The sequence below is a fragment of the Halorubrum sp. ARQ200 genome, from assembly GCF_005435115.1.
Classification (GTDB): domain Archaea; phylum Halobacteriota; class Halobacteria; order Halobacteriales; family Haloferacaceae; genus Halorubrum; species Halorubrum tropicale.
In genome coordinates this window covers 48,072-68,029 of record NZ_SGTZ01000006.1, presented here as the reverse complement: position 1 = coordinate 68,029, position 19,958 = coordinate 48,072, and the positions used below count along the sequence as shown (strand labels likewise).

The following is a 19,958-nucleotide window of genomic DNA, read 5'->3' as shown; positions in this document are numbered from 1 at the left end:
GACGAGCTGAACGAAACAGTCCGGGTGGCTACGATAATCCCTATCAAACGGCAATAACTTTATGACGTTCTCAGACAAATTTTGACATAGACAGACAGTAATGCCAATCAGAATCGATTCCAGCGGAGAAGACACGCCGCCGGTTAAAGCGGGGACGAACGCCCACGAACTGCTTACAGTGTTGCTCGACCATCCCGATATGGGGTTCAGCCCGAAGGAACTGACAGAACTGACCGACGTACCGTATTCTAGTGTCCACAAGACCCTCTCTCGACTCCGAGAGAAAGACCTCGTTCAGAAGGTCGATTCCTACTGGGCGGTTGCCGAGGACGTCGCAGCCTCGGAGATTGCGAACGTAGTGAGCCTCCAGCAGATCGAGACCGAGTACGGCGATGACGCCTACGGCGACGATGACGAGTGGGCCGACGCCGCGCCGGATTTAGGAGAGAACGCGTAGGATGGCCTACGCACAAGGCAGTGTCATCCTCGCCGCGGTGTTCAGATAAGGATTGAAATGTGAGGCGGTGCGTTTTCAAAGTGATTCATGCCCGAAAGGTCGCGTAAAGTTAGAGAATGAGGCGGACGAGTTCCGAGTGCTTATGGCAGAATTCGACCGCCTCAGCGAACGTATCGCTTGGATCGACTTGTCGTTTGTGGAGCGAGATCGAACTCCGCGCTGGGCAATTGAAGTAGGGATCCGCTGTCACTTGGCCGGTATGTCGCTCCGCGAGGTAAGTAAACATCTCGAAAGGTTTGGGATCGATCGGAGTCACGTCGCTATTCACAACTGGGTCTATAAAACCGATATACAGCCGATCTCGACCGTCTCAGAGGATCAGCTCGCGGTTGACGAAAAGATAATCCGCCTCCACGGCCAGAAGTTCTGGCTGTACGGCGCGGTTGATCCGGTTACGAACGAGATCCTTCACGTGAGTCTCTATCCGACCGGAAATAAACAGATGACGCGATGGTTTCTCACCGAGCTCCACCGACGCTATCAGCTCGATAACGTGGTATTTCTCGTCGATGACGCAGACTATCTCGGATCAGTTCTCGCTGAAGACGGCTATCGATTTCAACTCATTCGACATGGAAATCGGAATGCTATCGAACGCGTCTTTTGGGAAATAGAACGACGAACATCAGCGTTTGTGAATAGTTTCAGTAATGTCGCGCTAGAGACAGCTCAAAATTGGCTCGAAGCCCTCGCCGTCTACCACAATTCACGTCAAACTTAACCCGACTGCCCGAAAACGACCGCCTCAACGGCTGTTTGGACGAGATCAACTTAGAGTTTGTGGAGCGAGAGGCAACACCGCGGCTGTTGATGAAGCTCAGTATTCGGCTTCATTTGGCAGAATCATCGCTTCTGAATGCTGTTTGTTCTTTAAAATATTCGGTGTTGAACGAACGCGATCCACCGTTCACAACTGGGTTCACAAAGCCGATCTACAGCCAGAATCTGGTCGGAGCCCGAATCACGTCGCGGTTGATGAGACTGTGATTCGGCTTGACGACGAACAATATTGGCTGTACGCTGCTGTCGATCCGGAAACGAACGATCTGCTTCATACACAGCTTGAGCCGACGACGAATAACGCTCTCGCAGATCGGTTTTTCTCTGATCTCCGTGACAAACACGATATAGATGACGCAACAGTTCTCGTAGATGGATCAGCTTCACTCCAGCGAGCCTGTCGCAAACATGACCTCGATTTCAGATACGAACGACATGGAAATCGGAACAGCGTCGAACGTGTCTTTCGTGAGGTAAAACGCAGAACTACCAGTTTCTCAAACTGCTTTAACAACGCCAAAGCAGAAACTGTTGACGAGTGGCTCAGATCGTTCGCTTTCGCATGGAACCAGCTTATCTGAACACTACGCTTATGACGCTGTTGAATCATCGACTTTAACCACCTCGGTACCTCTTCACGCACGCTGGGGACTTAGCAGGCTTTCACCCTATCAGAGCAATAAAATCCTCTCTCGTGTACTCTACGCATGGTTTCACACCGAATTCTAAGTGTGGATACAGCAGCGGTGAAGCAGCACGACACGCTTGTTTCGCCTCAACTGTCTGGATCATTTCTCGACCAATGGAGCCCAGCGTCAAGAGTCTCAGCTAGGTTCGGCAACTACTGTGAAGGGTGAGGAAGGCGTCAAGAAATATATTAAACAGAGCCACGTCCAGCTAAAGCCCAGCTTTAACGATTGTATGTGGGTCATAAATAAGACCGGTAGGCTCTCTACTATAATCAAGATGAATCCAAGCAGACGTGAAGTATTCACATATCTTAGTATTTCCACAATAGGCGTTGGTGGTGTTATCGGTTCGGGTGCGTTCTCATCTGTCGAAGCTGGGCGGACAGTCAATATTGGGGCTGTTGGCGACGCAAGTGCACTAATAAAATTCACAGGTAATAATACTGATATTGTTTCTGACGAGGTTGTTGGGTCCGATTCGAATAACGTGATCAAACTCAAGCAGACAGCCCTCAACGAGAAGACAGAGGCCATCTTTAATAACGCTGTTACGGTCACGAACAACGGGAGTCAAGATGTCGGGTTGTCGGTAGACAGTTCTCAAGGGATAGACCCAAACAGCTTGGTTGGGACTGCACTCGACATCAGGGATAGTAGCGATAATTCAATTGTTGATGACAATGGCACAGCTGCAATTACTTTAGCGGCTGATGGTGGGTCAAAAGATCTCTCAGTGGTTGTCAACCTTCGTGAGTACCCTACTGCGGACCTGAGTTCGGTTGAGTCGATTGTCTTTACAGCTCGGAACAAAGACCCAGAAGTCGGTGTCTCTGAAAACGCCCTGACGATAGACAGCGTGCGGGCAGTAAGAGCCGATAGTGGGGCTGTGAAGCTCTTATCGGTCACGAACACATTCGACAATGCTGCTGACGTCTCTGCTGAAGTAACTGGATACGCGGATAACAATACTGGAATTGACTTAATCACGGGCGTCGACCCGAGCACCGGATCACCAACCACTGTTTCTGCGGGAGAAAGTATTGGGGTCTTTGGCGATGTCAATCCTCAAGCGAGTCTCGGTGATACGGCGACGGTCCAACTCGATATCTCGGCAAATGGATCCAGCCAGTCTGTCACGGTATCCGAAACAGTCGATCTCCTAATCGACTTACAGAGCTCCTACTGGAACTTCGATAGTATAAGTGGTTCAGCCGAGAATACGGTGACTGAGAAACCAGTCACTGATGACGGAATCATCGGTAACAACGCCACGTATACTGGGAAAGTTGATAACAGCCCTGATCGGAAGACAATCGCTAGAATAAGGGAGCAGTCTCACGTACTTGAAATACCGGACGACGCTGCGTATGACTTTATCAATAACAGCGCATTCACACTATCGATATATGGATTTGCGTTCGGAACGAACATCTCCGAGGCCGCGAACAACGATCAGATGCTCTTCGATAAGACGGGAACCGGTACAGATGGATTACAAATGTTTATCAGAGAAAAAAATAATGGCAGTGGAAAAGGATTTTTGTTCATATCTGTCGACGGACAGGAACAGGAGGTAGCCAGGTGGAATCCGAATGGCTCCGCTTGGCAACACATCGTGTGGGCTCACGACGAGAATGCCACGCCGAAAAACAGGGTGTACAGGACAATTGACGATACGGCGTTTAATGGAGGTAATCATGTTGACCCCCCCGGTGAGGTGAAAGAGGTGTACACCGGCGACGCGTTAGGGCTGCCGACCGCTACCTTAGCCCCATTTAGGGTTGGTAATGCTGTGGACGGGAGCAGCAATCTGTCATTCAGGTGGACTAACGCAATAGACGAACCGAAGGTGTACGGCCGTGCGCTTAGCGAGTCTGAGGTACAGAGATTGTTCGACACAAGCAAGTCCAGTGCCGGTGGCAAGGGCGGCAACATCTTCGAGTGACATCTTCCCCGCGCTGAACCACGAGGATTCATCCGCTGAGGTTTTATGCTCTCAGGGTTGAAAATTCAACTTAGCTTTTTTGAGGTCGCTCCTAGCGCAAACGCTGGGATTCTTTCTTTACCGAGGAACAGGTTACTTCGATTAAAGCATATGCTTTGCCCGTTGATAGCATAAAAACATTAACACGTATCCCGTATTCTAGTGTATGGCCAGAGTCACAAGAAAAGATTACCCCGAAGAAGGTTCACAAACACCTTTGGATTTTCTCATTACACTAGCCGCTAATCATACCGGAAATGACCCGACCAATTTACCTACTCTTTCTGACTATATTAATGGAGATCTTATTAACAAATTTTTACGTAATCCGCCAGCGGCGGGAACACTCCGTTTCAAATGGCAAAGCATGGTTGTGCTGTTAACCGCGGACAAGCAGGTTATAATAAAGTCGTTTGATGGCAACTCCCCGGGTCAGAAACGGAACCCTGACATTGGGTTACCACGAGCAATCGCTAACTCGTCGAATAGCCACGCTGCTCGGCGAAATGGCAAATAACCAATTATTACGGCCACATGTCAATCAAAAATGAATATTTGCGTTTGAATAGGGTTGAGGACATTGCTGAGCAGATCGGAGGAGCCCAGCGTATGCTTGGAATTAGCGCAGTTATAATTACTCAAATACTGGATGTGATAATTACAGTTCACGCTCTAACAATCTCTGGTGTTGTAGAGTTGAATCCGATCGCCTTGGCCGCGATAAACGCGTTTGGGACTATTCGAGGGCTACTATTACTCTCGTTGACAGCAGTTCTCATGGTCTCTCTCGTGACCGAGTTCGCAGCTGCTTATTGTACTAGTTCAAACTTCCCAGCAGTCTATATGCGATTATTAGGATATCTACCAATGACGGCCGTATCTGTTGTGGCAATCTCATATAATATGTCTCTGTTGATATCCTTATCGGGCTGAAGCTGGAAGGGTCTCAGCTATGTTTGATATTTGATATTTCAGGGAGAATCAAGAAGAAATTCCCGCGCTTGAGCAAGCAAAAAGTGCCAAAAAGCGACATAACTTAATTCTCCTGGTTATCTAACATATTTGCTTCTAGTATCTCTATCATATTTTCCGACAGCTCAATATTGTTGATGCGTTGTTCAATCCTATCATATGACTGAAGACCAAGTGCAGACGCACCATGCGTTTCTATGAGCGCTGACTGTTTTGATCTCAGTGCGAGATACTCCCGCTGTTCCAGCTCTAGACCCTGTCTGTTAAGAATGTCGCTGATACGACTTCTTAGCTCAGTTCTGCTGACGGGCTTTTTCAGGTAGCAATCAACCGGCAGATCTAGTATATTATCTTTCGGGTCAATACCGGATACAACAAGTATCAGTGCGTGTTGATCTTTTTCTTTTATTTTTGTAGCTACCGTATCACCACTGATGTCATCTAACTTGCGATCAAGAATGACTAAGTCAGTATCTTTAGTATAATGCCGAATACCATCCTCGCCACGTGAGACGGTACGCACGTTAAACGGATTTGATGAATAGTCTGATAGAGCCGATGATGCCATCGGATCATCCTCTATAATGAGAATGGACGGACGTTGCTCATTATATAGTGTATGCCATTGGATCAGCACTCCCAGCACCTTAGCAAAATGCCTGCCTTCTAAAGTTAACTCGTAATTGACTCCGCTGTCCTCACCAGCGTTTTTTACTTCGTTTAATATTCCTCGATCAGTAAGTTCAGATAACGCATCTGAAAGCATTTTCGATGATATCTGGTCAATTTTAGAATTAATCTCTGAATATCTCGCCCCATCTAAATCTTTAACAATTTTAATTACCACGGCATGCCACTTATAAGAGAGAATCTCTGTCGCAGCTTGTACTTGCTGTGTGGTATTGTCTTCTGTTTTATCCATATAAATACTGCTAGAGTCTCAAGAGTAATTGTTCTTTCTTATTAATAACATCCTTCGCAGCGTGAACGCTGGGGGTTCCTCGCGCCGGGGATACCAAGACGAACACAGCGAACTGCCGTCCATGGCCACGCTACGGTCGGAACTTCCCAACGTCAAGAAGTGGTGGGACGGCCTCTCAGACGTGTACTCGAAAGTTCTCCAAACCGTCGTAGAGCGTCTGTTCGACAACCTCAAAGGACTCTCCAAACTCAAAGAGAACGGATACGGCGTCGGTCAACTCACGTGGAAACCGCCACGAGAGTTCCGCAGTTTCACCTACAGTCAGTCTGGCTTCAAGCTCGACAAGAAGGGCGGTCAGACTATCTGTATAATTTTCGGAGATACCGTCTCACTCGGTAGCGTAATGAAACGTCCCGGTTAGTTACCCGTTTGCGCCGGTTACTTGATCCGGCTATACCGAGAGTGAATGTAGAGATACCAAGTATTAGCATCAAATTAATTGCTCCAACCGGAGCCAGCGGATGAGTTTCATACAGCAACACAATCACATCTGCTGGTAGCAATAACAAGTACCGGTTTTCTGACACCACTACCACTTGCTTTCCTGAGGATTTTGGGGCAGGCGTAGATATAGTCGCTGTAGCCTTTTTTCCACCAGCAACTTCTAGTGTTTGATCAGTAATTTTCGCATTATCTGACGTTTCAAGCAGTACAAATACGGTGATTAATCCTTCATTTGACGCAGACACGGGGATATCAACAATTTCTCCCGGCTTGATGTTATTCTTATCAGCAATATCACCAGCTGGTATCTCATGAGTTGTGCTTGGAAGTAACATTGCTGCATTTGCGGGGATAAGTACGATGAGGATTAATAAGAGGATAGTAAAATAGAAGCTCGCTTGTGTCTCTCTGCTTCGTTTTCGGTCTCTGGTTCGGTCTCGACCCGGTTTGGTGAATACACTGCCAACTAGGTTAATCAAAAATATAATGGAGCCTATGGCTACGAGCACCGTTCCAGTTTGGCGTGAATCATCTAATCCTCGAACTCCGAGTGTGTCTGCAACCGCAGAATATACCTCAAATAGTGTCGTCCGTATTTCAAGAATAGTTGCTCCAAGTGTAGGAATTGCCATAATTTGGCCATTCAACTGGAGGGCTGTCGCTACGACATCTTGATCGGACACCGGTGGCTCTCCGCTGTCTTGATCGGTAAATGGGTTATTATCACCTCTTGTGATGTATCCTTCGCTGGTTTCACCCACGACTCGATGTGTGGTGAGTCCCCCGCCACTAAGTTCCTCAGCGGTAAATACCACAACATCGCCGGGTTGGACTTCTCCAGACACCTGCGCTGGGATGGCGACAAACCCATCTCCTTCATTAAGAGTTGGGGACATACTATCCGACGTGACGAAACTTAGCAGTATTGGTTGGCCCAGTATAGACCCGATAACAAGCAGCAATGTCATTATAACCACAATAACGATCAGTAAATTGCTTATATAATCTCGAAGCATCAACGGATGTGATTTTTAGCGGACAAGTGTTTATTATCCAACTCAGTTTACCTGAGCCGGAGCCAAATTCAATTCAGGCGTCTTCATCTTGATCACGTCTCCGCCTGCTGGCCACAACATAGTACATGATGAGGCCTACGAGCACTACCAGCGGCAAGATATACCATATCATGGTTCTTGCCGGTTCTTCAACTGGTGGCTCTGTTTCACTATCGCCACCATCACTCTCGTCGCTCCCATCGTCACCATCACTCCCGTCACTCCCATCGTCACCATCACTCCCGTCACTCCCATCGCCACCATCGTCACCATCACTCCCATCGCCACCATCGTCACCATCACTCCCATCGCCACCATCGTCACCATCACTCCCATCGCCACCATCGTCACCATCACTCCCATCGCCACCATCAGTACTGGGGATCTTCGCGTTGTATGTCACGGTCTGTGTGAAACTACTCTCTACAGGTTCGTCTCCACCAACACTCATCCCCACCTCAACAGACTCACCGGGCTCCAGTTCGACAGTATTGTTTTCATCAGTAATTGTGCTCTTCGTATCCATCCGGTAGAAATCCATCTGCTCCGTTGAACTGTTGATCCACACCTGTGCTGGGTCAGTAGATCCATCTACTCCAGCAAATGTAACCACGAATAGAGTGTCATAGTCTGTTTGGACATTTGTAATTGTATCAACAGAAATAACCAGCTCTCCATTCGTAATGCTGGCGTACTCATCGCCGTTTGGTGAATCAGCCGGCGTTAAACTAATCAGCGTCCGATCACTATCATTGATTTGGTCAACAGGATTGCCGCTGCTACTAGATGGGGTCGCACCTGTCGCTATTACACCTCCTAGAGCACAGATTGTGAGTACAATTATGATTTGTGTGGATCGCTTCATATGTGTCCTTATTTGTCACGCCGTCTGCGGCTTCGGAATAATACTTGCCTGGAACTGTTCAGGCAGAGTCGCTGGTTCGAGCGGCAAAAACAATTGAGCCAATCGTACTGAGGTCTGCCGTAGAATTGTTTTGGAGATCAATAATTATAGACAAGGTCTTCGAGCCACCATCGGCACTTAGATTGATCGCTTTATTGCCAGTGCTGTCTACAATCGAATTACCACTAGAGTCTTGAACATCTAGGGCGCTACCAACTAGATTGTTGGGATCTGTTCCTTGGCTGTCGTCAACTGACAGTCCAACAGCCTCTGATCCGTTATTTGTGACCGTAAGCACGCTTGAATACGTGGTGGTCGCCACTTCGTTGAGTGCGGTTTGGTTAAATTGGATGACATTGTTTGGGGTGGCCCCAACAGACTCATTCTGGATGATCTCCTCATCGCTTCCAACGAACGTGACCAGCCCGCTTGCGTCCCCAGTGGTTTCTAAAGCCACTGTCCGTTCTGCCTCGACACTCGTGAAAGCGCCCGAGCCGAAGATCCCGCCGACCGCTGTTGCGCTCGCTCCAAGTCCGATTAGCACGTTTCGCCTGTTTGTAGGCATAATCTTCTATTGCCCCCCTGGGGGTATATTTATGAATCCCTTTCAGCATCTCAAGATGGGCTTTACTACCTCAAGATGGGCTTTAGCGCAGGTAATGCGGCCTAATAATAATATCCCCTGTTCACAATAGGTAGATGAGTACTACCGAAAGTACACACGGACCATACACATGGATCTCAATCGTAGAAACACACTGGCGGCAATGGGCGGACTCGCATTAGCAGGTGGCGGCATCCTCGGTTCGGGTGCCTTCACGACCGTGTCCGCAGACAGGACAGTTAACGTGAATGTTATCGCGAATACCGAACTCGGTGCTTCAGAGAATTTCGCAGACGTGTTGATTGATGTCGGCGGCTATGATGAAGTCGCTGTTAAGCAGAGTGACGGTAGTCTAAACACGGATGGGTCTGGATTGTTCCCAACGAGCAGTGATAACTACTCAAGCCCTGCTTTTGGGAGTCAATACGTCAGTTTGCTTCAAAACGACGTGGAACTTGTGTTCGGATTTGATAAAACCGGTAATGGTGGGAATGACACCCGACTCTTGGCGAATGCGAGCGTAGAGTTTGCGGACCTGATCTCACTGGTTAACTCGAACGGTAGTGAGACAGTAGGCGAGCACTCACTCTCGTTTGACACAACTGGGTTTAGCGTTGACGGCAGTAATATCGCATTCGCGAATGCCCCAAGCAACGTGAAAGTCGGCGCAGGGGCAGCAGATTCACGTACTGTCACGGTCACTGCTGGTAGTGATGACGATACCGGTGCAACTCTCGAAATAAACATCACTGACCCAACAGCATAACAACTTCGAGAGGATTTTCGAGTCCTTTTCGAGTCAGTGTTCTTTCTGTGTAACCAATCATTCGTCTTTAGTTAATACTCTCAGTAATGCTGTCTTGGCTCAAGTTCTGTTCGAATTCTTCCGATTTACTCCCGCTACGGCGAGAAATTCGTGTTTCTAGAGTCGGTTTATTGCTTGATTTCAGTGGATACAATGTTTGGCTCGGTTGATCAGTATAATTCAATACTATCGGGCATATTTCTAACCAAGTGTATTACTGACAAGCTTAACTAAAGACGAATGACGCATAGAGTAACCAATAAAAATGAAGTGAGAGCGATATCTTGAGGACTGTATTCGATGACCTCTACGCTCCTAACTGGTTCTCAGCATGCACATTTAGAGCAGGCTGCTTTTGAACGGGCTGCGGAGATTGCTGAGGATTCACTCGGGAGTGTTCTCTACATCACCCGGAACGACGCTCGTCGAAGTGAAGTTGAGGACAATTGGGTTACGACACATGACCCCCTCAGTCTTCGTGCCGAGACGCTCGACGCAGTCGTTCGGGAGTGGTACGAGGAGCTCCACGGTCCGATTCAACCCCTCTCCGGGCAGCTGAACCGTCGACTCGCGGAGTACGCGCTTGACCGAACAACAGCCAAGACAGATGGCGCACTCGCCGGCGAACCGGCCTCTGCCGCTCTCGCAGATTCGTTCAGCAGCCGCTTCTCACTCTTCGACGACGCCGGCGTCGGGACCCCCGATGCATTGGCAACAGAGTTTGAAGGCTCCGCTCTCGATGACCGTATCGCGACAGCCACTGTCGACGCGTACCGACACTACCGGGATCTCCACGCTGACTACGTCGACGAGTGGGTCTGTACCCGGGGAGAAATGTTCGACGCAGTCGCGACGACAGAGAAGTCACTCTCAACACTCTCCCCGGAACTGGATGTCGTCATCCTTTCCGGGTATCACGAGTTCCGTCCTGTCGAACGCCGCCTCATCGAACGCCTCGTCGACGAACTTCCAATGATCGCACTGCTGCCGCTCCACCAGGATGGCCGGAGTGGAGTCGACACCGTTGCGGAGGACGCCTTGGATGTCTACGAGGCACTTGATTTTGAGACAGTGGAACTCGAGCCCATCGACAAGTCAGGGCAGGCCTTTGGAACGATCACCGAGTCACTCTACCGCCCGGACCCGGACACTGTCCCTACTCCAGACACTCTGCGATGGCGTGAACTCCCGACGCCCGAGCGCGAGATTCGCTTCGTCGCTCGTGAGCTCCGGACCGAGTTGGCCAATGGTCGCGACCCCGACGACCTGGCTGTCGTCATCCCGGGGACGGAGGCCTATTCGGGGTACGTCGAGGACACGTTCGATACGTTCGACATTCCACACGTGACGACCGCTGCCTCTCAGTTGAACCGGACGTTCACCGGGAGCGTTGTACACGACCTCCTGAACCTCGCCGAACCGGATCCACGCGCTGAGGACCTCACGTCGCTACTGGCGAATCCGCTGGTCGACGTCGTCGATAGCGACCAGGCCAACGCCATTACGGCAGCTGCCCGCCGGCGTGACACGGTTTCGGTGTCACCGCTCCTCGACGATGTCGACGATGAGGCGGCGGCACTGATCGAGGAGCTACTGGCCACGCTAGAAACGCTCCGAACAGGCGACATCGAGGACGCAACCGAGACGCTCCGTCGACTGTTGGACGACCGGTTCGACCTGGAGGGGGCGACGGAGGACTACGCTAGCGGCGCCGAGCAAGCTGTCGAACAGCGAGCGTACGACCTCGTGGACGAGGTTCTCTCTTCGTTCGAGTCACTGTCGGCCGTCGATAGCGACCTCTCCCCGTTGGCACTGTTCACTCGAGCGTTCGATGGTGTGCCGATCAGGGTTCCGCAGCGCGCTGCTGGCGGTCACGTCGAAGTGATGGGGTTGCTCGACGCCCGGATGCGCTCGTTCGAGAAGGTGTTTCTCGTGGGCCTGACGAGCGAGCACTTCCCGGTGACGCCGGAACGCCCGGCCTTCTTCGAGGAGATGACCGACGCCCACCCGCGGTTCGACACCGGCGACGAGCGCCTCCGTGGCCGCTATCTCTTCGCGACGCTTCTCGTGAATGTCGACGAACTTACGATCACCACACCAGAGACGGGCGACGACGAATCCGCCGTCGTCCGGTCGCCGGTCCTCGACGAACTCCAGCGCGTGACCGGCATCGAACCCGAAGACGGCGTCGACGACCGCGTGGGCTCTCGCGAAGACCTCCAGCGCCACGTCGCTGCAACGGCCGACCGGCGTGCGGCAGTCAGCCGCGCCGGCGACCGGGGCGATCTCTCCCCCGAGCAGACCAAGCGCACGGATCGGGGACTCCACTGTGCGGCCAACAGGGGAACGGCTGGCCTCTCCGAACACGACGGCGTGTTAGAACCCGAGACCGTCGCTGAGGTCTATCCTCCGTCGGAACGAGAACCCTATAGTGCGAGTCGCGTCGAGCGATACGTCGAGTGTGGGTTCAAGTTCTACGCTGACGAAGTACTCGGAATCGAGGACCCCGACGATGTCGAGGTTGTCCCCACGCCCCTCGAAACCGGGTCGTACGTTCACGACGTCCTCGAACGATTTTTCGCGGATCTACAGGACGAGACCGAGGACGGTGTCGATCTCACGAACTTCGACCGGGACGACTTGGCGACGCACCTTCGCGAGATCGCCGTCGAGGAACTCCGGGATGCCGACTTCGAGTACGACGGTCTATTCTACGAGCGGTGGAAAGCGGAGCTGTTCGCGGGCTTGGGTGACGGCGAGAGCACCCCTTACGAGGCCGGGAGCAAACCCCACGACGCGCCGGAACAGGGATTGTTCGCCACCTTCCTCGACAACGAACTCTCCCGAGACAGCGCCGGCCGCCCACACCTATTCGAGGCCCCGTTCGGCGAGGGGCTGCCCGACTCGGATGCTGGGCCGTTCACGGTGGAGCGACCGGATGGTTCGACTGTCTCGATTCGGGGTTACATCGACCGCGTCGACGTGAGCCGGGACGGCGAGCAACCGACGCTCACGCTCTACGACTACAAGACTGGACGGGCGCCGTACATGACGAAGACGACCGGCGGCACGAAATTCCAGCTCCCCATCTATCTGCTCGCTGCGGCCAACGTCGTCGACGGTGATCTCTTCGACGAGGGGTCGCTTTCAGCGACGTACTACCAGGTGCGCCCGCCCAACGATCTCAAGGTGCCACGCGGCGTCGAGTCAAAGTTCGATTCAGAGGTTGAACTCCGTCGTTTCCTGAACGACATCGTTCCGGAATGGTTGGGCCAGATCGACGAGGCGATCGGCAACGGACGGTTCCGCACGACGCTCCTGTCCGCCCGCGGTGCAAACTGCCGGTACTGCGACTACCGGCGGGCCTGTGACGTTCGCCATCACCGCAAGCGGGAGTTCGTCGACGAGGTCCACGCGGACGACACCGCCTACGTTCCGCTCCGTGTTCGCGACGACGAGGACCTTGAGGCGGTGATGAGCGGTAGGTCAGCCAACGATTAGCTTGGTTGGCTTTCAGCGTGGACTCCCGCTCTAACCGAATCTGGTACGGGCTGTAAGCCGTTCGCGTTCAACATCCCGCTGTTCAAGCGCACACCTACGGGTGCGCCTCCTTTGCCCCCGGTTTGGTTGCGAAGGAGTCTGTATCCGACGTTCTTTGCTGCGTTGTAGTCTGCGTGATTCTCGTATCCACAGGACTGACAACGAAAGGTGTCCTGTGATGGGCGGTTTGAATCGTCAGTGAAGCCGCACGATGAACACCGCCGGGACGTGTTCTTCGGATTTACCTGCTCAACCTGAATTCCACGCTCCTCGGCCTTGTACGAGACGTAGTTGATCAACTGACGGAACGCCCACTCGTGGAACCGTCGAGCCTTTGGGATACGATTTCGGATGTCGGTTAGATTCTCGAATGCAATTACCGTACATCCGTTCGAGATCGCTTCCTCGAGTAGCTCGTTTGCCACGCGATGTAGTAATTGCTCGAACCGGCCTGTCTTCTTTCGGCCGACTGCTTGAACGTTTTCGTGGGCCCACCTTGTTCCACACTCCTGAAGAGATTTCTGACGCGCAACATATTCCCGTCGCCAATGGTCCAGTTCGTCAGCAGACCAGAAGACGCCAGTTGAGGTGACGGCGATATTCTCGACTCCGAGGTCCACGCCGAGAACCGTTCCGTTCTCGTCGGGCTCAGAGGGTTTCACATCCGCCTTTGTTCGGATGTGGAGGTAGAAGTCACCGCGCCGGAAGTGGAGTGTTGCGCCGGTTTGTTCCCACTCGTCGTTTTGTAAGTACTCTGTGTGAGGAGTGTCTCGGTCCTCGTCAGGGAGGATATAGTCGGCTGTGATGCGTCCGCTGACGGTTGACAACGAAGCGTGGTCCTTGTTGAACGTAGCGTTGCGATGATTGTAATCGCAAAACTGCGAGGTGAATGTCGGCAACGAGGCGTACTCACCTTTAGACCACTTGCCAACCACACTTTGAATCGCGTCGATAGCACAGTCACGTGCTGATATGACGTGGTTGCTGTGAAGACGTGTCTGATCGCGAACGTCGTCGTACGTTTGCTCGTGTAAGACTGAGGAGCGAGTCTCGGCCCACTCCCCATCCCATGCTGCGTCCACGACGTAGTTCGCTGCCCACAAGAACTCGTCAATCGTCTCGTGAAGGAGGTCTGCCTGTTCGTCGGTCACGTCAAGTTTGACCTGAACGGTCCGGCGGACCTCCATACTACCAGTTACGGCTTTATGATGAATAAGAAATACGGTCCAGCAAGCAAATGATATAGCAATATGACTGAGAACCGGCTGTTTCTCCCCCTCCTAATCTATGACTGAGGACCCCGAAGGGATTCAGCTCACGGAAGAACAGCAGGACGCGCTCGTCCAAGGCCGGAACATCACGATCACTGCCGGCGCCGGGACGGGGAAGACGACGACGCTCACCGAGCGGTACGTGACGATACTGGCCGAGAACCCGTCGCTCACCCCGGAGAATATCGTCACGATCACCTTCACGCGAAAGGCCGCTGCCGAACTGACTGAGCGCGTTCGGGAGGAGGTGTACGACCGGCTCGAGGCTGTTGACTCACCAGAGGCCTATCAGCGCTGGCGAAACGTGCTCGACGATCTTGAGGACGGTTATGTCCACACCATTCACGCGTTCTGTACCCGGCTCCTGCGAGAACGGGCCGTCGAGGCTCCGGTCCCGCTCGGCTTCGACGTGCTCGACGAAGACGGCGCCACGACACTCCAACGCGAAGTCGTAACGGAGTTCCTCGAACGCAACCAGGACGATGACGATGTTGCGCTCCTTGCCCAGCTCTGGGGTCGCGACCAGTTGGTCGATGTACTCGCTGGATTACTCGATGAGCGCCCTCAGAGCGAGTCCGTCCTCGAGGCGTGGCGTGACGCCGACGTCGACGACTACGTCGATATCTGCTGGGAGGTCGTCTGCGATCTCGACGTTGCCGACGCTCGACAGACGCTGTATGCGGAGGGACTCCTTGAGCAGCTACACACGGTCGGGGGCCGCGTCGACCGTGATGGCGCTATCGCTGACGAGGACGGTCTACGGGCCTACCGGACCTTCACCGAGGTCGCGACGACACTCCCTGACGACCCCCAAGAAAGCGACCCCCGCGACTGTCAGCGAGCAATCCTCGACCTCTACGAGGCCTGTGAGAAGAAGAACGGTGGCCTGTACAGCAGTTCGGGGTACGTCGTCGGTGACCGGGACGATTGGGGTGAGTACGGTGACGTCTACGACGATCTGAAAGACGCCATCGACACGATCATCGATGCCGTCGAACCGCACGCGGATGCGGTCGAGACGACACCGGGGGAACTGGAAGAGAATAGCGCTCACTACGCGCTGGCTCTGATGCGGGTCTTCGACGATGTTCTCGCAACCTACACCGACGAGAAGGAGCGTCGCGATACGCTCGACTTCCCCGACGTGGTCGAGACCACCCTTGAGTTCTTGCGAACGAACGATGCCGTCACGGAGCGGCTACGAGAGCAGTTTGCGGCCGTGATGGTCGACGAGTTCCAGGACACGGACCCGCGACAGTGGGAGCTGGTCAAGCTCCTCACGGGCGTCGACGAGCAGACGGCGTCGAACGTCTTCCTGGTCGGCGACGAGAAACAGAGTATCTACGGATTCCGTGGGGCCGACGTGACGACGTTCGGGGCGGCAAGAGCGGAACTCCAGGCCGTTAATGAAGCCCGTGGGGTCGACGATGTCCCCGACAGCGAGGCCGAGAGTCCGACGGCACTCGAACTCTCCGGGAACTTCCGGACGCTGGATGAGCCGCTGTCGTTCCTGAACGAGCTCTTCGAGTACCTGTTCCAGCCGGAGGGTGACAGCCACGAACCCCACGAAGCGCCACCGCAGGAATTGACCACACAACGCGACCGTATCGAGGACATCGGGGGACTGACCGGGAGTGTCGAGTATCTCGCTGTCCCCGACGACACTGACACGGCGGCAGAGCTCTTCGGCGACGACCATCCGGTCGCCGAAGGTGCCCTGGATCACACTATCGAGGCCGAGGCACAAGCGCTCGCTGCTCGACTGACCCACCTGTTCGACGATCCGCCGCAAGTCCAAGACCCCGACACGGGTGTTCACCGTGACGCCTCGCCAGACGATACGGCGATCCTCCTTCGCCGCCGAACTCATTTGGATCGGTATCAGCGGGCCCTCGAGGAGTACGATATTCCCTACACTGTCGTCGGTGGCGTCGGATTCTACGATACGCCCGAGGTCCAGGCGCTCACGAATCTGCTTCGAGTACTCGGTGATCCACAGGACGATGTCTCCCTCTACGGGGTGCTTCGGTCGCCGCTCTTCGGATTCACCGATGATCGCCTCGCACCGGCTGTCGCCGAGGCTGATTCAGTATGGGACGCGCTCGCCGAGACGGACGATCCACAGCTCGCGGACGCGTTCGACCTGCTTACGACGTGGCGGACCCTCAGCGGTTGTGCGACGCCGTCCAAGGATGGCGTGCTTCCGTGGAACCGGCTGCTGTCCCGGGTAATCGACGACACGGGGTATCTCGCCAGTGTGAGTGCTGACGAACGCGGCCGACAAGCCGTCGCGAATGTTGAGAAATTCCGCGACCAGGTCCGAACCTGGAGCGAGAACGGCGTTCACACCGCTGCTGGACTACTCCATCGTATCGACCGACAGGCCGAGATTGACCCCAGAGAGGGGGAAGCCGACATCCCAGGGGATGCTGAGGGCGTTCGGATTATGACGATCCATTCCGCGAAGGGACTCGAGTTCCCGATCGTCACCGTCCCCGATCTCGGGAGTGATCTCAACTTCGGTCGCTCCGTTGACGACCATGGCTACGTTCGACTCGTAGATGGAACTGATAACGCGCCACCGGTGCCGGCGGTCGGCGGGCCGAATCCGAGCGATGCGTTCTCCATCGAGAAGACGGCCGTCCACGAGTACGCCGACCGACGGTCGGGTCCACAGGAGCGGGCGGAGTCGAAACGCCTCCTCTACGTAGCGTGTACACGAACGCGGGATCACCTCCTGCTCTGCGGCACGCACGATATCGATGTCGACGAGTCCGGCGCCGTCGAACTCGGCGAGCCTGCTGCCTTCGACGACGCAGACCGGTGGCGCGACTGGTTACAGCCAGCCCTCCTCGACGGATCCCTCGTCGCCGAAGCGGTTCGGGACGGACAAGCCCGTGCTGAGATAGATGGAGCCAGCTATACTGTTCGCAGGCCGCCACGCCCAGTAGACTGGGACACCGACGACGATGCTGTTGATTCAGCGCCGGAGATATCGATCCCCTCACCGCCGTCATTAGCGCCGGCGAAACGGATCGCGGCGACGACCCTCGTGAATGCGGTGGCGGATGCGTCTCCAGACGGTCACAGTTACTCTCAGCGTGAGGAGTCGGCCGGCCTGAGTCCAACGACGTTTGGGACGGTCGTCCACCGGATTAACGAACTTCGTCCACCGAGAGACGAGTGGACCACCCTAATCCACCGTTTGAGTCGGATGACCGGTGAGGAGCCGACAGAAGCAGATCTCCGTGAAGCTGTCAACCACGCTGCTGATGCAGTCGAATTTGTGGACCACATCGAGGCCGATGCCCAACTGCAGGAGGTATACGACGAGTACTCTGTTATCGCCCGGGTCGATGAGTCGCGGATTGTCGGTGATATCGACCGGCTGCTCGTCACGCCGGATGCATTCCACATTATCGACTACAAGACCAACGACCCCTCAGCTACGACGTCGGATGAGCTCGCGGAACACTATCGACCGCAGATGCTCGCGTACGCTCTCGCACTCCTTCAACATGACCGGACTCGTGACGTACGAGCTTCACTCCGGTTTACTGACGAGGGGATTGAGGAGCGGTTCCATTGGGTGTCGGATCAGATGACAGAGATGGAATCTGAACTACGGTCAATGGTGGATTTGGTGGATTGAGCCTCTATTTTCGCCAATTCACCCACCTTGCGATAGGTCAGGACAAGCTCTTGGTGGCAGCCTTTGAGAAACGAATAGAACGAACGAAACGAACGCAACGAGGGTATTTCGAGTAATGAACGAATTTACTGGAACGAGCCGAACCGACCCCGGAACTGAAAGCGCTCGGTGAACGTAACGAACAAAACGAGCGAAACGAACAATATGATGGGAATGAACGAATTCTCTTCAACGAGTGGAACGAACAGTTGGTTTTAACATCGTAGTAATCCTCTCACCGAGTGAAACACCCTCACCGAACGCACCGAACTAAACGACCAAAACGAACAAAACGAACACAACGAGAGAAACGAAGATAATGACCGACACCAACACTGCACGAATCACGGTGGCGAATCAGAAGGGCGGCGCAGGGAAGACTACCGACGTCATTCATACTGGCGGCGCGCTAGCCGCCCGAGGCCACGACGTTCTTCTGGTCGATATCGACTACCACGGCGGGCTCACCTGCTCGCTTGGCTACAACGATCTGTACTACGATACCGACCGTACGACGCTGTTCGACGTCCTCGACTTCGACCAGATGGAGTCGGTGAACAACATCATCGTCGAGCACGAGGAGTTCGACATCCTTCCCGCCAGCGAGAAACTCGCGAACAACAAGAACATCCAGACGCTGCTTGAGGCGCCGAAGAGTCGCGAGCGGTTGGAGATGACTCTCGACGAGCTCGACAAGGACTACGACTACATCATTGTCGACACGCCGCCATCCCTGAACGTCCTCACTGACAACGCCCTCGTCGCGACCGGCAACGTCGTCATCCCCGTCATTCCCGAGAAGCTCAACGCCAACAGCCTCCAGATTTTCGCAAAGCAGCTGAGCTCACTCGAACAGGCGTACGGAGACATCAATCGGCTCGCGATTGTCTGTAACCGTGTCGAGCAGAACGCCGAGCACCGCGACACCATCAAGGAGATCAAGTCGGCGTACTCCCTCCCAGTGTTCGAGATCCCCAAGCGGACCGACCTCTCCCAGTCGATTGGCGAAGGGGTGTCTGTCTTCGGCTTCGGCAAGGAGAACCAGCGTGTTGAGGATGCACGCGATTTGTTCAACGAGATCGCCGACCTGTTCGATGAGACGTTTGAGAAGACTGCGCCTGAGGAGGTGGAAGCATGACCGACGGCTGGGGTGATGCATCCGGTATCGAGGGCAACTACGAAGAGGAGGACGATGAGGTCGATTCCGGCGAAACGAGTGAGGTGAGTGAAACGGTGGAAACCAGTTCATCGACCGAAACGACCAAATCGACTTCAACGAGTGAAACGAACGAAACGAGCAAAACGAAGACGAACATCAAGGACGAGTGGAACGGGCGGACGATCTACATTCCCGACGATGTCCTCGACGAGATGGAGGATACCTACCTCGAGTCCCAGCTAAAGCTCCGCAAGGCGGGCCAGGACGAGTTTAAGAAGAACCGCCACTTCTACCCGCTACTCGTTCAGTTCGGTGTTGAGGCGCTCTCTGAGGCGGATGCCGAGGAAATCCAGACTCGGCTCTCGGAACTCGGCGACTAATGACCTCGCGCAGAGCGAGGCCCGCAGGCGGCCAAGATAGAACGCTCAATGCGTGGGAATTCGGCCGTTTCGGAGGTTAGCGAAGGGGTAAAATCGGCCCGAAATTCCGCAATCAACCGCGATGAGTCAAGAAGTAGCAGATTCAGTATGAGAGATTCGGTGATCAGGGGAAGGCGGGCCA

15 protein-coding genes and 2 pseudogenes are annotated in these 19,958 nt (G+C 54.0%); 12 read left to right on the top strand and 5 right to left on the bottom strand.

The genetic code is table 11. The features are described from left to right. Positions 1–100: 100 nt before the first annotated feature. The 6 genes and pseudogenes from EXE50_RS09615 (at position 101) to EXE50_RS09590 (ending at position 4,903) form a co-directional block, all read left to right on the top strand. Positions 101–457 carry a MarR family transcriptional regulator gene (locus EXE50_RS09615; protein WP_137704935.1) on the top strand — a complete coding sequence of 119 codons (357 nt, stop codon included), beginning with the start codon at positions 101–103 and terminating at the stop codon, positions 455–457. A gap of 142 nt (positions 458–599) precedes the next feature. Further along, positions 600–1,238 carry an IS6 family transposase gene (locus EXE50_RS09610; protein WP_137704934.1) on the top strand — a complete coding sequence of 213 codons (639 nt, stop codon included), beginning with the start codon at positions 600–602 and terminating at the stop codon, positions 1,236–1,238. 5 nt (positions 1,239–1,243) lie between these two features. Continuing rightward, positions 1,244–1,878, top strand: a pseudogene (locus tag EXE50_RS09605) (IS6 family transposase). A gap of 265 nt (positions 1,879–2,143) precedes the next feature. Continuing rightward, positions 2,144–3,931 carry a hypothetical protein gene (locus tag EXE50_RS17445; protein ID WP_199241424.1) on the top strand — a complete coding sequence of 596 codons (1,788 nt, stop codon included), beginning with the start codon at positions 2,144–2,146 and terminating at the stop codon, positions 3,929–3,931. Between the two features lie 205 nt (positions 3,932–4,136). Further along, positions 4,137–4,487 carry a HalOD1 output domain-containing protein gene (locus tag EXE50_RS18010; RefSeq protein ID WP_158293666.1) on the top strand — a complete coding sequence of 117 codons (351 nt, stop codon included), beginning with the start codon at positions 4,137–4,139 and terminating at the stop codon, positions 4,485–4,487. A gap of 17 nt (positions 4,488–4,504) precedes the next feature. Beyond that, positions 4,505–4,903 (top strand): hypothetical protein, encoded by a 399-nt coding sequence (locus EXE50_RS09590; protein WP_137704933.1) that lies wholly within the window; start codon positions 4,505–4,507, stop codon positions 4,901–4,903. 103 nt (positions 4,904–5,006) lie between these two features. Here the strand turns inward: EXE50_RS09590 and EXE50_RS09585 are convergent, their stop codons facing one another. Continuing rightward, positions 5,007–5,864, bottom strand: a complete 858-nt coding sequence (locus EXE50_RS09585; protein WP_137704932.1) for a winged helix-turn-helix transcriptional regulator — start codon at positions 5,862–5,864, stop codon at positions 5,007–5,009. A gap of 91 nt (positions 5,865–5,955) precedes the next feature. On the opposite strand from EXE50_RS09585, the pseudogene EXE50_RS09580 reads away from it, so the two are divergent. Beyond that, positions 5,956–6,228, top strand: a pseudogene (locus EXE50_RS09580) (RNA-guided endonuclease TnpB family protein); the annotation flags it as partial. On the opposite strand, the gene EXE50_RS09575 reads toward EXE50_RS09580, so the two are convergent. The 3 genes from EXE50_RS09575 to EXE50_RS09565 all read right to left on the bottom strand — a co-directional run bounded on the left by EXE50_RS09575 (position 6,224) and on the right by EXE50_RS09565 (position 8,784). After that, the gene (locus EXE50_RS09575) at positions 6,224–7,384 is read right to left on the bottom strand and encodes a signal peptidase I (RefSeq protein WP_137704931.1); all 1,161 of its coding nucleotides are present in this window, start codon (positions 7,382–7,384) and stop codon (positions 6,224–6,226) included. The pseudogene EXE50_RS09580 and the gene EXE50_RS09575 sit on opposite strands and share 5 nt — an antisense overlap. A 73-nt stretch (positions 7,385–7,457) precedes the next feature. Continuing rightward, a complete protein-coding gene (locus EXE50_RS09570) occupies positions 7,458–8,288 on the bottom strand; it encodes a hypothetical protein (protein WP_137704930.1) in 831 nt (276 codons plus the stop codon). Positions 8,289–8,346: 58 nt separating this feature from the next. Beyond that, on the bottom strand, positions 8,347–8,784 hold the full coding sequence (locus EXE50_RS09565) for a hypothetical protein (protein WP_199241423.1): 438 nt from the start codon (positions 8,782–8,784) through the stop codon (positions 8,347–8,349). A 277-nt stretch (positions 8,785–9,061) separates the two neighbouring features. Here EXE50_RS09565 and EXE50_RS09560 point away from each other — a divergent pair, with 277 nt between their 5' ends. Together EXE50_RS09560 and EXE50_RS09555 are read left to right on the top strand one after the other, a co-directional pair. Next, complete coding sequence (locus EXE50_RS09560) at positions 9,062–9,697, top strand: hypothetical protein (protein WP_137704928.1); 636 nt, start codon at positions 9,062–9,064, stop codon at positions 9,695–9,697. A gap of 339 nt (positions 9,698–10,036) precedes the next feature. Further along, positions 10,037–13,237 (top strand): PD-(D/E)XK nuclease family protein, encoded by a 3,201-nt coding sequence (locus tag EXE50_RS09555; protein ID WP_241982662.1) that lies wholly within the window; start codon positions 10,037–10,039, stop codon positions 13,235–13,237. Here EXE50_RS09555 and EXE50_RS09550 read toward each other — a convergent pair. Further along, positions 13,234–14,463, bottom strand: a complete 1,230-nt coding sequence (locus EXE50_RS09550) for an RNA-guided endonuclease TnpB family protein (protein ID WP_137704927.1) — start codon at positions 14,461–14,463, stop codon at positions 13,234–13,236. The genes EXE50_RS09555 and EXE50_RS09550 overlap by 4 nt on opposite strands. 100 nt (positions 14,464–14,563) lie before the next feature. Between EXE50_RS09550 and EXE50_RS09545 the strand changes: the two genes are divergently transcribed. From EXE50_RS09545 to EXE50_RS09535, 3 genes are all read left to right on the top strand, one after another. After that, the gene (locus tag EXE50_RS09545; RefSeq protein WP_137704926.1) at positions 14,564–18,199 is read left to right on the top strand and encodes an exodeoxyribonuclease V subunit beta; all 3,636 of its coding nucleotides are present in this window, start codon (positions 14,564–14,566) and stop codon (positions 18,197–18,199) included. 358 nt (positions 18,200–18,557) lie between these two features. Beyond that, positions 18,558–19,376, top strand: a complete 819-nt coding sequence (locus tag EXE50_RS09540) for a ParA family protein (protein ID WP_137704925.1) — start codon at positions 18,558–18,560, stop codon at positions 19,374–19,376. Continuing rightward, the gene (locus tag EXE50_RS09535; protein WP_137704924.1) at positions 19,373–19,777 is read left to right on the top strand and encodes a hypothetical protein; all 405 of its coding nucleotides are present in this window, start codon (positions 19,373–19,375) and stop codon (positions 19,775–19,777) included. Before EXE50_RS09540 ends, EXE50_RS09535 begins: the two co-directional genes overlap by 4 nt. Positions 19,778–19,958 lie beyond the last annotated feature (181 nt).